The organism is Spiribacter halobius (genome assembly GCF_020883455.1).
In the GTDB taxonomy this organism is placed as follows: Bacteria; Pseudomonadota; Gammaproteobacteria; order Nitrococcales; family Nitrococcaceae; genus Sediminicurvatus; species Sediminicurvatus halobius.
Genome location: NZ_CP086615.1, coordinates 2846813 through 2859486, shown reverse-complemented (window position 1 = coordinate 2859486; position 12674 = coordinate 2846813). Strand labels below are relative to the sequence as shown.

The window sequence follows — 12674 nt, the reverse complement described above, 5'->3', positions numbered from 1 at the left end:
TCGGGCTTCGGGCCCGCGGGGCCGCCGGGAAACGGTATGGTGGGCAACGGCATTGCGCCGGCAGCCTCACTCCCAGGGAGTACCAGAGCACATGCGCCCGATTCCCGCCGCCCTTGCGCTGCTGGCGTCGCTGACCACCGCCGGCTGTTCCGTCTTCGGCGGCCAGGCGGCGCCGGAGCCGGAGTATCGCGTGCTGGTCTCCGAGCCGCCCTTCGAGATCCGCGAGTATCCGCCCCTCACGGTGGCTCGCACCACGGCGGAGGGGGGCTGGGACGCCGCGGTCCGCCGCGGCTTCGGCCGGCTGTTCGACTACATCGGCGGCGCCAACGCGCCGGCCACCGAGGTCTCCATGACCGCCCCGGTGCTGACGGAGCCCCAGGGGGATTCCATCCCGATGACCGCGCCGGTCAGCGCAGCCCCGCAGGGGGATGGCTGGCGGGTGATGTTCGTGCTGCCGCCGGAGTACACCGTCGCGACGGCCCCACGGCCCACGCACCCCGAGGTCGAGATCGCCACGCTGCCCGCGAGGCGAATGGCGGTGCTGACCTTTTCCGGCACCCTGGGCGACGACCGCATTGCGGAGGCGCGCAGCCGCCTGGCGGCGTGGCTCGCGGACCGCCCCGAGGCGCCGGCGGGCGCCTGGCAGGCCGCGGGCTACCACCCGCCCTGGACCCTGCCCTGGCTGCGGCGCAACGAGGTGATGGTGCCGGTGGCCATGGACGGCTGAGCATGCGCCCGGATTGCGGCGCTCGATGCCTCGGCGTGGCGCGATCCTGGCAGGCGCGGGCTGGCGGCCGGCCAGGGCCGGCGAGGGGAGGGCTGGGCTGGGCCGGCAGGTCGTCGCGGTGCGCGACCGTCATGCCGACGCGGCAGCGGCATCCGTCCCGAACCCGAGCCGCCCGCTGCGGGTCCTCTCATCAGAGGCATGCCCGAGAAAGGACCAACCATGGCCGAGACACCACCGCTGACCGTCTACTATGACGGCGCCTGCCCGCTCTGCCGCCGCGAGATCGGGTTCTACCGTCGCCGGCGCGGCGCCGAGCGGCTGCGCTGGCTGGACGTGAGCGCCGAGGGCGCGGAGGCGGTATTGCCGGAGGGGCTCAGCCGCCGGGCCGCACTGGGGCGTTTCCATGTCGGCCTGGCGGACGGGCGGCTGGTATCCGGCGGGGCGGCGTTCGCCGAGCTCTGGGCGGCCCTGCCCGGGTTCCGTGCCGCCGGGCGGCTGTTCCGGCGGCGCCCGCTCGTGAATCTGCTGGAGCTGGCCTATCGGGGGTTCCTGCCCCTTCGGCCCTACCTGCAGCGGCTGGTTCGACAGTAACCTCGCAAGGGTCCGATTGGGGGTTGCGTCGTGCCCTCCGGACGGCCGGCGGCGCGCGGGCCTAGGCCGTCGCTCGTCCTGCGCCGCTACCCGGACACCAGGCGGTGGCCCGTGGCGGCCAGGCGGTCGGCGAGGGCGGCAATGTGGGCCGGCCCCACCTCGCAGCAGCCGCCGACGACGGTCGCGCCCTGTTCGACCCAGCCCAGCGCGTGGCGGGCGTAGGCGTCGGGGTCGAGGTCCTTGCGGGATTCCAGGGCGTCCACCGTGCCGCCCGGCTTCAGGGCGACCGCGGAGACGAAGCCGTTGGCGTAGCCGCCGAAGGGCACCCCGATACCGGTGAGCTCAGCCATGGCCGTGGTCAGCGCCTCCGGTACCGAGCAGTTGACCACCACCCGCTCGGCGCCGGCCCCCACGGCCTCCCGCGCCGCATCGGCCAGGGGTTCGCCGGAGCGCAGGCGGGTGCCGTCGCCGTCGTCGAGGGTGAACGACGTCCACACCGGCAGGTGGCTCTCCACCGCCGCCATGGTCGCCGCCCGCGCCTCCCGGGCGAGGGAGAGCGTCTCGCAGAGGAAGAGATCCACTTCGTCGGCCTGACGGGCCACGATGCGGCGATAGCCCTGCAGGCAGGTCGCCTCGTCCGGTACTACGTCCGGGTGATAGCTCGCCACCAGCGGTGGCAGGCAGCCGGCGATGCGCACCGACCGGCCGCTCTCGCGGCGCGCCTGGTGCGCGGCGTCCAGCGCGGCGGCGTGGAGTGGCTCGAACAGATCCGGGTCGGCGTCCCGCGCCAGGCGCTGCGGCGTCGCGCTGTAGGTGTTGACGGTGATAACCCGCGCGCCGGCGTCGATGAAATCACGGTGGGCCCCGACCACGAGGTGCGGCTCGTCGAGCATCACCTGGGCCGACCAGAGTGGCGAGGCCGGCTGGCTGCTGCGCCGCCGCAGTTCCTGGCCCATACCCCCGTCCAGCAGGATGACGTCTCGTTGTTCGGCGCTCATTGTTGGCTCGTCTCCCCCGTGTGTTCAGGCCGCTCGCCGCCCGTTTCCGCAAACGGTCCCCCGGGGCGCACGCCCGGCCTGTCCGCCAGATCCGCGCCCGCAGCCGTGAATCGGTGAGATTGGCGGGTCAGGCAGTCCGCCGCAGTCTTGCAGTCGTCCACCGTCGGGACAAGGGCGCCGCCGGGGCAGATCTCGCCGGGAGAGTGCCCGCGACAGCAGCGCGCGCGGCCCCCCTGCCGGGCCGCGCCCCGGCACCGCGGCCGGTGCGCCTAAGCCGTTACGCTGGGCCGGCCATCCGGCTCGCTGGCCACCTGGCGAATGGCGTCGGCCAGGGCCTCGGGCGGCTGGGCGCCGGAGATGAGATAGCGGCCGCCCAGCACGAAGCCCGGCACGGCGCTGACGCCGGCTTCCAGGAATCGGCGCTCGGCGGCCCGCACCGCATCGGCATAGCGGTCGGAGCGTGCGACGGCCTCGGCCTCGTCTCCGTCCAGTCCGGCGCGGACCGCGGCCGCGCGCAGAACCTCGGGGTCCGAGGGCCGCTTTGCCTCGCCGAAGTAGGCATCGAACAGCGCCAGCTGCAGCTCGGTCTCGCGGCCGTGCTCGCCGGCCCAGGCGAGCACGCGATGGGCGTCGAAGGTGTTGTGGGCGCGGCGCTCGGTGGCCCGCTGAAAGTTGAGCCCGAGCTGCTCGGCCAGCGCGACGATCTCGCCCTGGGTGCGCTGGATGCTCTCGGCATCCTGGCCGTACTTGCGGCACAGGTGCTCGAGAATCGGCTCACCCTCCGGCGGCATGTCCGGATTCAGCTCGAACGGCTGCCAGACCAGCTCGACGTCCACCTCGCCTTGCAATGTTTCCAGGGCCTGCTCGAGACGCCGATAGCCGATGGCGCACCACGGGCAGGCGACATCGGAAACCAGGTCGATTCTCAGCTTCTGCATCGGCAGCGTCCCCCTGTAGGAGCTATTCGCCCGGCGCAACTGTCCACGGTTGCACCGTGCATCCGTACTATCCACAGTCTAGCGATTTTTGAGCAATCACTCAAATTGTGTTCTCATGACGCGCATCGCCCTGTCGGGACGCTGTCCCCCAATCATTTGGAATAGGAGTGAGTTTCGTGAACGACGAGCAGCGCTACACACCCCCGCGTGTCTGGACCTGGGACCAGCCTTCGGGCGGCCAGTTTGCCGGCATCAACCGTCCCGTCGCCGGGGCACGATACGAGCAGGACCTGCCGGTGGGCCGGCACCCCTTTCAGCTCTACTCCCTGGCGACGCCGAATGGCGTCAAGGTCACGGTGCTGTTCGAGGAGCTGCTGGAGCGCGGGATCTTCGAGGCCGAATACGATGCCTGGCCGATCCGCATCGTCGATGGCGAGCAGTTCTCAAGCGGCTTCGTCGAGATCAACCCGAACTCCAAGATCCCGGCGCTGGTGGACTACACCGGGCCGGAGCCGGTGCGGGTGTTCGAGTCCGGCTCCATCCTGCTGCATCTGGCGGAGAAGTTCGGCGCGTTCCTGCCGGCGAGCGGCCCTGTCAGAACCGAGACCCTCAACTGGCTGTTCTGGCAGATGGGCAGCGCGCCCTTCCTCGGCGGCGGCTTCGGCCATTTCTACGCCTATGCCCCGGAGCCGCTGAAGTACCCGATCGACCGGTACGCCATGGAGGTCAAGCGCCAGCTCGATGTGCTCGACCGTCGCCTCGCCGAGACCCGCTATCTCGGGGGCGACGAGTACAGCATCGCCGATATCGCCAACTGGCCCTGGTACGGCGCGCTGGCGCTGGGCCGGCTTTACGACGCGGCCGAGTTCCTGCAGGTTCAGGAGTACCGGCACGTGCAGCGCTGGGCGGAGGAGATCGACGCCCGCCCCGCGGTGCAGCGCGGCCGCATGGTGAACCGCGTCTGGGGCGAGCCCGAGGAGCAACTCCCGGAGCGCCACGACGCCAGCGACTTCGAGCAGCTGGACCCGGCCAGGCGGCATTCGGCCGGCTGACCGCCCGGTGTTGCGGGGAGGGCATCGATGTTTGATCGCCTGAAGGCCGGGGTGGACGTGATCCGGAAACGGGCGGGCGTCGCGGTGCGCAACGACGCCGCCCAGGCGGAGGTCGACCGCAGCGCGCAGCAGCTGACGCTCTACTACCGGCCTACCTGCCCGTTCTGCATCAAGGTGTTCATCGCGCTGCGCCGGCTGGACGTGCCGGTGCAGCGTCGCAATATCGGCGCTGACGATGCAGCCCGGCGCGAGCTCGTGGCCGAGGGCGGGCGGCAGATGGTGCCGTGCCTGCGGATCGAGGAGGGCGAGCAGCCCCGCTGGCTCTACGAGTCGGATGACATCATCGCCTACCTGGAGAGCCGGTTCGGGACCGGGCGGTGCTGACCCGATGCTACAGCATGACGAGCCCCGGCGGCCCCCGGGGCCACCGTATCGGTGACATTACGGATTCGACCGCCGTTGACGGTGCACGGGGCCAGGCGTATAGCTCGCAGCGGATGCCCGCCGTGGCTCGAGCCCGCACCCCAGCAGTGGAGGGCTGCGAGACGATGGCTCCCACGCCGGTGGCCTCGCGAAAAACAACGCTAATGGCGCCGTTCCCGAGGAGGAGTCGATGATGAAACCCCTGATTCCGATGACCGTTGCCGTGCTCGCGCTGGGCATGGCGCAGGCCCATGCCCAGGACGTCTCTGCCGGTGAGAAGATCTACAGTCAGGCCTGCGTGACCTGTCACGGGCCTTCGGGGCAGGGGCTGGCGAGCTTCCCCGCGCTGCAGGGCCGCGATGCCGAGTACATCACCATGCGCCTCGAGCAGTATCGGGCCGGCGAGCGGGTCGGCGCCAACTCGGCGCTGATGGCGCCGAACGCGGCCAATCTCTCGGATGAGGATATCGCCGCCCTCGCTGACTATATTTCCACTAACTTCCAGTGACCTGAGGACGGTTCATCCTTCCGGTCCTGCATCGGGCCCGACCCCGCCGGCCCCCCGTGAGGAGGGACGGTTGCGGGCAATCCAGCGATAACAAGCAGCCCAGACGCTGCGCGGAGGAGACCCCATGATCAGTCGCAACACCAGTATGGCGCTCGGTGCGCTTGTGGCCCTGACGATGGGCCAGGGCCTGCCGCTGGCTGCGAATGCCGATGCCCCGGACCTGGAGGCCACCACGGTCGTCGACGGGCTCGAGAATCCCTGGGATATGGCCTTCCTGGCGGACGGCACGTTGTTCTTCACCGAGAAGTGCAAGGGGCTCTCGGTCCGTCTGCCCTCCGGTGACATTAACGCCCTGCTCGGCATGGAAGGCACCGAGGGCTACGCCCACACGGCGGATGACCTCTTCTGCCACGGCCAGGCGGGCATGAACGGCGTCGCCATGGACCCGGAGTTCGAGGACAACCGCTTCGTCTACGTCTACTCGGCGTCGCAGCAGACGACGCCCCACAAGAACCGCGTCATCCGGCTGCGGGTCAACGAGGATTTCACCGACGTCTCGGACCGTACCGACATCGTAGATGACATCCCCTACAAGCAGAACGAGACCAATCATCCCTTCGGCGACGCCGGGGCCCACAACGGCGGACGCATCCGCTTCAATCCGGGTGACGGCTACCTGTACGTGACCACCGGCGACAACCACAACGCCGAGGTACCGCAGAGCCCGACGCTGCTCGGCGGCAAGGTGCTGCGCATTGACCGCGACGGCAACGCCGCGCCGGAGAACGACCCGCCCGAGGGGTTCGACGACCGTATCTACACCTACGGCCACCGCAACGTGCAGGGCATCAGCTTCCACCCGGAGACCCATCGTCCGTTCATCACCGAGCACGGCCCGTGGCATTCCGACGAGCTGATGGCGCTGGAGAACGGCGGCAACAGCGGCTGGGATCCGAAGCCCAACGTTGGCGGCCGCGGCGACTGCCCCGATGACTACTGCGGCTACATGCCCAACCAGATGGAGGGCATGGATCCGGCGGAGCGCAGGGAGTTCATGCCGATGACGGACACCGAGCGCTTCCCCGACGCCATGCGCCCGGCCTGGAACAACGACGGCCTCTCCCAGGGCATCTCTTCGGCGCAGTTCCTGAGCGGCTCGCAGTGGGGTGACTGGGAAAACCGGCTGGTGGTCGGCTTCATGGGCATCGGCTTCGGCGGTACGCCGGTGGGACAGCGCCTGGATGTGGTCGACGTTGCGGACGACGCCATGTCCGTGGACGTGACCACCATGGCCCTGCCCATGCCGGCCGGTCGCTTCCGCTCCGTGGTCCAGGGCCCGGAGGGCGACCTCTGGGTAGCCGTCGACGAGGGCCGGATCCACCGCATCTCGCCCAACTGAGCGGCATCCAGCCAAGCCACGCACGGCCACACTGCCAGAGGGCAGTGTGGCCGTTTTCGTCTTGCGCCCGGCCGAAACGATGAGTAACGAAAAAGGCCGCTCAGCGGCGGCCTTTCGGGGGATCTGGTGGAGCCGAGGGGAATCGAACCCCTGACCTCTAGAGTGCGATTCTAGCGCTCTCCCAACTGAGCTACGGCCCCGTTTGAAGCGGAGCAGAGTGTAGCATCGTGCCTGCGCCCTATCCATACCTGCACCGGAGGCCACCTTGCGACTGCGCCTCAGCGTCATCGTGCCCGTGCTCAACGAGGCGAGCGGCATCGCTGCGACGCTGGGCGCCCTCGCGCCGGCGCGGGCGGCGGGGGACGAGGTGCTGGTGGTGGACGGCGGCAGCCACGACGGCACCCCGGAGCTGGCGGCGCCGCTGGCCGATCGCGTGCTGGTCGCGGAACCCGGGCGGGCGCGGCAGATGAATGCCGGGGCGGTCGCGGCGAGGGGGGATGTGCTCTGGTTTGTCCACGGCGACACGCGCGTGCCGCCGGAGGCCCCGGAGATCGTCCGCGGGGCGCTGCTCTCGGGGCGGGCCTGGGGCCGATTCGACGTCGCCATTGCCGGTCGGGCGCGGACGCTGCGCGTCATCGCCTGGTGCATGAACCGGCGCTCCTGCCTGACCGGCATCGCCACCGGCGACCAGGCCCTGTTCGTCCGCCGCCGGGCGTTCGAGGCGGTGGGGGGCTTCCCGGACCAGCCGCTGATGGAGGACATCGCGCTGTCGCGGAGCCTGCGCCGCCGCTTCGGCTGGCCGGCCTGCCCGCACGGCCCGGTGGTGACGTCGGGGCGCCGCTGGGAGCAGGGCGGTGTGTGGCGCACCATCCTGCTCATGTGGCGCCTGCGCCTGCGCTACTGGCTGGGGGCGGACCCGGAGACACTTGCCCGGCTCTACCGGCAGGTGCGGGAGCGACCATGAGCGCCCGGGTGCTCGTGTTCGCCAAGGCGCCTGTGCCGGGGCGGGTGAAGACGCGCCTGGCACGGCGCCTGGGGCGTCGTGCCGCCGCTGGCCTGTACCGGGGCATGCTTGCGCAGACGGTGGCCATGGCGGCGGAGGCTCGCGTGGCGCCGGTGGAGCTCTGGGTGACCCCGCGGCGGCATCCGGCGCTGGATGCCATGGCCCGGCGGCACGGGCTCGTCCAGCGCGTGCAGCCGCCCGGTGATCTCGGGCAGCGCATGGAGCGGGCCAGCCGATACGTGCTCGGGCGGGGCGGGCCGGTGGTGATCATTGGTGGCGACTGCACCGGGCTGACCGCCAGGCATCTGGCAGCGGCCATGGCGGCGCTGGCGGCCGGACGTGATGCGGTGTTCGCGCCGGCGCCGGATGGCGGGTACACGCTGGTGGGCCTCGCCCGGCCGGCGCCGGCGCTGTTCCGGGCAGTGCCATGGGGAACCAGCGCGGTGCTCGCGGAGACGCTCCAGCGGGTCCGCCGGGCGCGGCTTGACGTCGCACTGCTCTCTGCGGCGGACGATCTCGATAACCTGGCAGACTTGCGGCGCTATCGGCGGCAGCGCGGAACGGCGCTGCTGTGGCGCGGACCTGGGTAGGCCGGTGTAGGTCGGCAAGCGCGCAGCGCTCGCCGACAGCCGCGCAGAGCGCGGCCTTCGGGATTCGCCTGCCGGCGTGTCGGCGAGCGCTCCGCGCTTGCCGACCTACCCGGATAACCGCCCTGACGCGCGCGTGCCGGCCGGTCGTTCCGGTATGCTGCGCGCGTCCGACTTTGCAGCGGAGCCGCGATGTTCCTGGAGCGCAATCCCCGCTTCGTCAGCCGCCTGACCCGCGACACCCTGGCCATTATCCTTGCCGGTGGGCGGGGTGGCCGGCTCGCCAACCTGACGGACTGGCGCACCAAGCCCGCGGTGCCCTTCGGCGGCAAGTTCCGGCTGATCGACTTTCCGCTGTCCAACTGCATCAACTCTGGCATCCGCCGCATCGAGGTGATTACCCAGTACAAGGCCCACTCGCTGATCCAGCACATTCAGCGCGGCTGGGGCTTTCTGCGTGGCGAGTTCGGCGAGTTCATCGAGGTGGTGCCGGCGCAGCAGCGGCTGGACAAGCCGCTCTGGTTCGCCGGCACGGCGGACGCGGTGCACCAGAACATCGACATCATCCAGGCGCATGACCCGCGCTACGTGCTCGTGCTCGCCGGCGACCATGTCTACAAGATGGACTACGGCACCATGATCGCCCGGCACGTGGAGAGCGGGGCGGACATGACCGTGGGTTGCGTGCAGATGCCGCTGGAGCGGGCGCGGGCGTTCGGCGTGATGAGCGTGGCCGAGGACGGCCACGTCCGCGGCTTCAGCGAGAAGCCGGACGAGCCGGAGCCGGCGCCGGGGGCGCCCGGGCAGGCGCTGGTGTCCATGGGCATCTACGTCTTTGACCGGGACTTCCTGTTCGAGAAGCTGCGGGCGGATGCCGAGAACATCGACTCCTCGCGCGACTTCGGCCGCGACGTCATCCCGGCCGCCATCGCTGCGGACCGGGTCATGGCCTATCCCTTCGCCGACCCGCGCACCGGCGAGCAGCCCTACTGGCGGGACGTGGGCACCGTGGACGCCTTCTACGAGGCCAACCTGGAGCTCATCGGCCAGGCCCCGGAGCTGGATATCTACGACGAGGCCTGGCCCATATGGACCTACCAGGCGCAGCTGCCGCCGGCCAAGTTCATCCACGACGAGGAGGATCTGCGCGGCGTCGCTATTGATTCCATGGTCTCCGGCGGCGATCTCATCGAGGGCGCGGAGGTGCGCCACTCGCTGCTGTTCTCCCAGGTGCACGTGCGCCCGCGCGCCCGTGTCTCGGACGCCGTGATCCTGCCGGGGGTGGTGATCGGCGAGGGCTGCCGCATCCGCCGCTGCGTCATCGACGAGGGCTGCCGCATCCCGCCGGGGACGGTTATCGGCGAGGACAGCGCCGCCGACCGCGAGCGCTTTCTCGTCTCGGAGAGCGGGGTTGCGCTGGTGACCGCGGAGATGCTCGGCCAGGCCGTTCCCCACGTACGCTGACCGTGACCTCTGCTCACAGGACCTGGGCCTCTCGGGCGCAGCGCTCCGGCCTCTGCTGCATTGCAAAAAAATCCGCCTGACCCCACACTTACGCATGTGGCGGCGCAACATTTCCGCCATGATGCAAAGCCTGGAGGTCAGACCCATGCCCGATCGTGACAACACCGGCGCCCCCTTGCCGGACGCCGACCCCGAACCCGAAGAGCAGCTCGACGCGTTCACCGTGGAACAGGAGGCCCGCCGGCTCCGCGCCCAGACTCTGCGGCAGCTTTTCCTGAGCCTGTTCCGCCGCCGTCGCGACGCGCGCCCCTTGCCCGCGCAGCCGACCCGGGCCACGGCGACCGCCGCGGTGGATGAGGAGCAGCGCAAGGCCGCCTGAGGCCACGCGCCAAGACCGCGTAGCCGAGATTCACCCGGCGTGCGTATGATACCGCGCGAACCGGAACCGGATACGTGGAGGCGCGACGATGCAGAACCGTTCATTCCGCTGGCTGCCGGCCCTGCTGGTGGCGCTGACGATGCTCGGCCTTACGGCCTGCAACACCATGGAAGGGCTCGGCAAGGATATCCAGAGCGCGGGTCGCGCACTGGAAGGCAAGGCCGACGAGTCCGACGGCGACGAGTCGGGGAGCGGGGAGTAGCGCGTCCGAGGGAATGGTGCCGGGAGCGGGACTCGAACCCGCACTCTGTTGCCAGAACCGGATTTTGAGTCCGGCGCGTCTACCAGTTCCGCCATCCCGGCCGAAACCGCGGCGAGTATAGCAGCCCACCCGCCGGCGCGTCCCTGCGCCCGGCGTGGCATCGCCCCACGCGAGAGCCCATGCGAGTCAGCGATTTCCACTACGAGCTGCCGGAGCGGCTGATCGCCGCCGAGCCGCCGGCCCGGCGCACCGACAGCCGCCTGCTGGTGCTGGACGGTGAGACCGGCGCGGTGGCGGACCGTCGCTTCACGGACCTGCGCGAGCTCCTGTGTCCGGGTGATCTGCTGGTGCTGAACGACACCCGCGTCCTGCCGGCGCGGCTGCTCGGGCACAAGGACAGCGGCGGCGCCGTGGAGGTGCTGCTGGAGCGCCTGCTCGGCGGCAGCGAGGCCCTCGCCCAGCTGCGGGTGAGCAAGAAGCCGCGCGCGGGCAGCGAGCTGGTGCTGGAGGGCGGCCTCGCGGTCACCGTGGTCGCCCGGGAAGGCGACTTCTTCCGCCTGCGCTTCCCGGACGACGCCCCCCTGCCGGTTCTGCTGGAGCGGCACGGCCACATGCCGCTGCCGCCGTACATCCGCCGCCCGGACACCGAGACCGACCGTGAGCGCTACCAGACCGTCTATGCCCGCACCCCCGGCGCGGTGGCGGCGCCCACGGCGGGGCTGCATTTCGACCGGCCCCTGCTCGAGGCCCTGCGGGCCGACGGCGTGCGGACCGAGAGCCTCACGCTGCATGTCGGTGCCGGCACCTTCCAGCCGGTGCGCAGCGAGACGGTGGAGGGCCATCACATGCACGCCGAGTGGCTCTCGGTACCGGCGGCGGTGTGCGAGGCGGCGGCGGACACGCGGGCCCGCGGCGGGCGCGTCATCGCCGTCGGCACCACGGTGGTCCGGGCGCTGGAGACGGCGGCCCGGGGCGGCGAGCTCGCGCCTTTCGAGGGCGAGACGGACATCTTCCTCTACCCGGGGCACCGCTTCCGGGCGATCGACGGCCTCATCACCAACTTCCACCTGCCGGAGTCGACGCTGCTGATGCTGGTGAGCGCCTTCGGCGGGCGCGAGAACGTCCTCGCCGCCTACCGCCACGCGGTCGCCGCCAAGTACCGTTTTTTCAGCTACGGCGACGCCATGTTCCTCTGCCCTCCGGCGCCGGAGGCGAGACCGTGAGCCTGCGCTTCGAGACCCTCGCCCGCAGTGGCGCCGCGCGGCGCGGGCGACTGCACTTCTCGCGCGGCACGGTGGAGACGCCGGCCTTCATGCCGGTGGGGACCTACGGTACGGTGAAGGGCGTGACACCGGAGGAGGTGCGGGCCTCCGGCGCCGAGATACTGCTCGGCAACACCTTTCATCTGATGCTGCGCCCGGGCCCGGAGATCATCGCCGCGCACGGCGATCTGCACGACTTCATGCACTGGGACGGCCCCATCCTCACCGACTCCGGCGGCTTCCAGGTGTTCAGTCTGGCCGAGGGCCGGCGCATCACCGAGGAGGGGGTGTCGTTCCGCTCGCCGGTGGACGGCAGCCGTGTGTTCCTCGACCCCGAGCGCTCCATGGCGGTACAGCGGGCGCTCGGCTCGGACATCGTCATGGTGTTCGACGAGTGCACGCCGTATCCGGTGGACGAGGCGACGGCAGAGGCGTCCATGGCGCTGTCCCTGCGCTGGGCCGCGCGCAGCCGCGAGGCCCATGGCGACAGCCCGGCGGCGCTGTTCGGCATCGTCCAGGGGGGGATGTATCCCGGCCTGCGCGAGGCCTCGCTGGAGGGGCTGCAGGCCATTGGCTTCGAGGGCTACGCCATCGGCGGCCTGTCGGTCGGCGAGCCCCCCGAGGAGCGGCTGCGGGTGCTCGAGCACATCGTGCCCCGACTGCCGGCGGAGCGGCCGCGCTACCTGATGGGCGTGGGGCGCCCGGAGGACCTGGTCGACTCGGTCTGCCGCGGCGTCGACATGTTCGACTGCGTGCTGCCGACACGCAACGCCCGCAATGCCTTCCTGTACACCCCGCAGGGGACGCTGCGCCTGCGCAACGCCCGCTTCGCCGACGACACCCGGCCGGTGGACCCGGACTGCGACTGCTACACCTGCCGCCACTACAGCCGTGCCTATCTGCGCCATCTCGACCGCTGCCGGGAGATGCTCGGCGCGCGGCTCAACACGCTGCACAATCTGCGCTACTTCCAGCGCCTGATGGCGGAGCTGCGGGACGCCATCGCCGAGGACCGCCTCGCCGAATATGCCGAGGCATTCCGCCGACGGCGCACGGGTGTGACATAATGCGTGCCTTTGTC

15 protein-coding genes and 2 tRNA genes are annotated in these 12674 nt (G+C 70.8%); 13 read left to right on the top strand and 4 right to left on the bottom strand.

Annotated features, from left to right (window positions below; translation table 11 throughout):
• The first annotated feature begins 91 nt into the window (after positions 1–91).
• Positions 92–727: an SOUL family heme-binding protein gene (locus LMH63_RS13235; RefSeq protein WP_109677243.1), complete on the top strand. Its 636-nt coding sequence runs from the start codon at positions 92–94 to the stop codon at positions 725–727.
• 219 nt (positions 728–946) lie between these two features.
• On the top strand, positions 947–1318 hold the full coding sequence (locus tag LMH63_RS13230) for a thiol-disulfide oxidoreductase DCC family protein (RefSeq protein ID WP_109677245.1): 372 nt from the start codon (positions 947–949) through the stop codon (positions 1316–1318).
• Positions 1319–1404: 86 nt separating this feature from the next.
• Here LMH63_RS13230 and LMH63_RS13225 read toward each other — a convergent pair whose 3' ends face one another.
• Both LMH63_RS13225 and LMH63_RS13220 read right to left on the bottom strand, forming a co-directional pair.
• Positions 1405–2316, bottom strand: a complete 912-nt coding sequence (locus tag LMH63_RS13225) for a homocysteine S-methyltransferase family protein (RefSeq protein WP_109677247.1) — start codon at positions 2314–2316, stop codon at positions 1405–1407.
• Between the two features lie 269 nt (positions 2317–2585).
• Entirely contained in the window at positions 2586–3254 is a 669-nt protein-coding gene (locus LMH63_RS13220) for a DsbA family oxidoreductase (protein WP_109677249.1), read from the bottom strand.
• Between the two features lie 176 nt (positions 3255–3430).
• On the opposite strand from LMH63_RS13220, the gene yghU reads away from it, so the two are divergent.
• The 4 genes from yghU (at position 3431) to LMH63_RS13200 (ending at position 6636) form a co-directional block, all read left to right on the top strand.
• Entirely contained in the window at positions 3431–4306 is an 876-nt protein-coding gene (gene yghU / locus LMH63_RS13215) for a glutathione-dependent disulfide-bond oxidoreductase (RefSeq protein WP_109677439.1), read from the top strand.
• 27 nt (positions 4307–4333) lie between these two features.
• Positions 4334–4690 (top strand): glutaredoxin family protein, encoded by a 357-nt coding sequence (locus LMH63_RS13210; RefSeq protein ID WP_109677251.1) that lies wholly within the window; start codon positions 4334–4336, stop codon positions 4688–4690.
• Between the two features lie 229 nt (positions 4691–4919).
• Positions 4920–5237 carry a c-type cytochrome gene (locus LMH63_RS13205; protein ID WP_109677253.1) on the top strand — a complete coding sequence of 106 codons (318 nt, stop codon included), beginning with the start codon at positions 4920–4922 and terminating at the stop codon, positions 5235–5237.
• Between the two features lie 124 nt (positions 5238–5361).
• Positions 5362–6636: a PQQ-dependent sugar dehydrogenase gene (locus LMH63_RS13200; protein ID WP_109677255.1), complete on the top strand. Its 1275-nt coding sequence runs from the start codon at positions 5362–5364 to the stop codon at positions 6634–6636.
• A 124-nt stretch (positions 6637–6760) separates the two neighbouring features.
• Here LMH63_RS13200 and LMH63_RS13195 read toward each other — a convergent pair.
• Positions 6761–6836, bottom strand: a tRNA-Ala gene (locus tag LMH63_RS13195).
• Positions 6837–6901: 65 nt separating this feature from the next.
• Between LMH63_RS13195 and LMH63_RS13190 the strand changes: the two genes are divergently transcribed.
• The 5 genes from LMH63_RS13190 to LMH63_RS13170 all read left to right on the top strand — a co-directional run bounded on the left by LMH63_RS13190 (position 6902) and on the right by LMH63_RS13170 (position 10331).
• Complete coding sequence (locus tag LMH63_RS13190; RefSeq protein ID WP_373317857.1) at positions 6902–7600, top strand: TIGR04283 family arsenosugar biosynthesis glycosyltransferase; 699 nt, start codon at positions 6902–6904, stop codon at positions 7598–7600.
• The gene (locus tag LMH63_RS13185) at positions 7597–8229 is read left to right on the top strand and encodes a TIGR04282 family arsenosugar biosynthesis glycosyltransferase (protein WP_109677257.1); all 633 of its coding nucleotides are present in this window, start codon (positions 7597–7599) and stop codon (positions 8227–8229) included. Before LMH63_RS13190 ends, LMH63_RS13185 begins: the two co-directional genes overlap by 4 nt.
• Positions 8230–8418: 189 nt before the next feature.
• Positions 8419–9690 (top strand): glucose-1-phosphate adenylyltransferase, encoded by a 1272-nt coding sequence (gene glgC, locus LMH63_RS13180; protein ID WP_109677259.1) that lies wholly within the window; start codon positions 8419–8421, stop codon positions 9688–9690.
• Between the two features lie 145 nt (positions 9691–9835).
• On the top strand, positions 9836–10069 hold the full coding sequence (locus LMH63_RS13175; RefSeq protein ID WP_146205176.1) for an RSP_7527 family protein: 234 nt from the start codon (positions 9836–9838) through the stop codon (positions 10067–10069).
• A gap of 88 nt (positions 10070–10157) precedes the next feature.
• Positions 10158–10331 carry an entericidin A/B family lipoprotein gene (locus LMH63_RS13170; protein WP_109677262.1) on the top strand — a complete coding sequence of 58 codons (174 nt, stop codon included), beginning with the start codon at positions 10158–10160 and terminating at the stop codon, positions 10329–10331.
• Between the two features lie 14 nt (positions 10332–10345).
• Here the strand turns inward: LMH63_RS13170 and LMH63_RS13165 are convergent.
• Positions 10346–10432: transfer RNA gene (locus tag LMH63_RS13165), tRNA-Leu, on the bottom strand.
• A gap of 78 nt (positions 10433–10510) precedes the next feature.
• Here LMH63_RS13165 and queA point away from each other — a divergent pair.
• Both queA and tgt read left to right on the top strand, forming a co-directional pair.
• Positions 10511–11554, top strand: coding sequence for a tRNA preQ1(34) S-adenosylmethionine ribosyltransferase-isomerase QueA (gene queA, locus LMH63_RS13160; RefSeq protein WP_109677264.1), 1044 nt, complete (start codon positions 10511–10513; stop codon positions 11552–11554).
• 2 nt (positions 11555–11556) lie between these two features.
• On the top strand, positions 11557–12660 hold the full coding sequence (tgt, locus tag LMH63_RS13155; protein WP_109677443.1) for a tRNA guanosine(34) transglycosylase Tgt: 1104 nt from the start codon (positions 11557–11559) through the stop codon (positions 12658–12660).
• Positions 12661–12674 lie beyond the last annotated feature (14 nt).

Excerpts from the sequence above, each read along its gene's own strand:
- LMH63_RS13235 (WP_109677243.1), top strand. The coding sequence starts at position 92 with ATGCGCCCGATTCCCGCCGCCCTTGCGCTGCTGGCGTCGCTGACCACC.
- LMH63_RS13230 (WP_109677245.1), top strand. The coding sequence starts at position 947 with ATGGCCGAGACACCACCGCTGACCGTCTACTATGACGGCGCCTGCCCG.
- LMH63_RS13225 (WP_109677247.1), bottom strand. The coding sequence starts at position 2,316 with ATGAGCGCCGAACAACGAGACGTCATCCTGCTGGACGGGGGTATGGGC.
- LMH63_RS13220 (WP_109677249.1), bottom strand. The coding sequence starts at position 3,254 with ATGCAGAAGCTGAGAATCGACCTGGTTTCCGATGTCGCCTGCCCGTGG.
- LMH63_RS13210 (WP_109677251.1), top strand. The coding sequence starts at position 4,334 with ATGTTTGATCGCCTGAAGGCCGGGGTGGACGTGATCCGGAAACGGGCG.
- LMH63_RS13205 (WP_109677253.1), top strand. The coding sequence starts at position 4,920 with ATGATGAAACCCCTGATTCCGATGACCGTTGCCGTGCTCGCGCTGGGC.
- LMH63_RS13200 (WP_109677255.1), top strand. The coding sequence starts at position 5,362 with ATGATCAGTCGCAACACCAGTATGGCGCTCGGTGCGCTTGTGGCCCTG.
- LMH63_RS13185 (WP_109677257.1), top strand. The coding sequence starts at position 7,597 with ATGAGCGCCCGGGTGCTCGTGTTCGCCAAGGCGCCTGTGCCGGGGCGG.
- glgC (WP_109677259.1), top strand. The coding sequence starts at position 8,419 with ATGTTCCTGGAGCGCAATCCCCGCTTCGTCAGCCGCCTGACCCGCGAC.
- LMH63_RS13175 (WP_146205176.1), top strand. The coding sequence starts at position 9,836 with ATGCCCGATCGTGACAACACCGGCGCCCCCTTGCCGGACGCCGACCCC.
- LMH63_RS13170 (WP_109677262.1), top strand. The coding sequence starts at position 10,158 with ATGCAGAACCGTTCATTCCGCTGGCTGCCGGCCCTGCTGGTGGCGCTG.
- queA (WP_109677264.1), top strand. The coding sequence starts at position 10,511 with ATGCGAGTCAGCGATTTCCACTACGAGCTGCCGGAGCGGCTGATCGCC.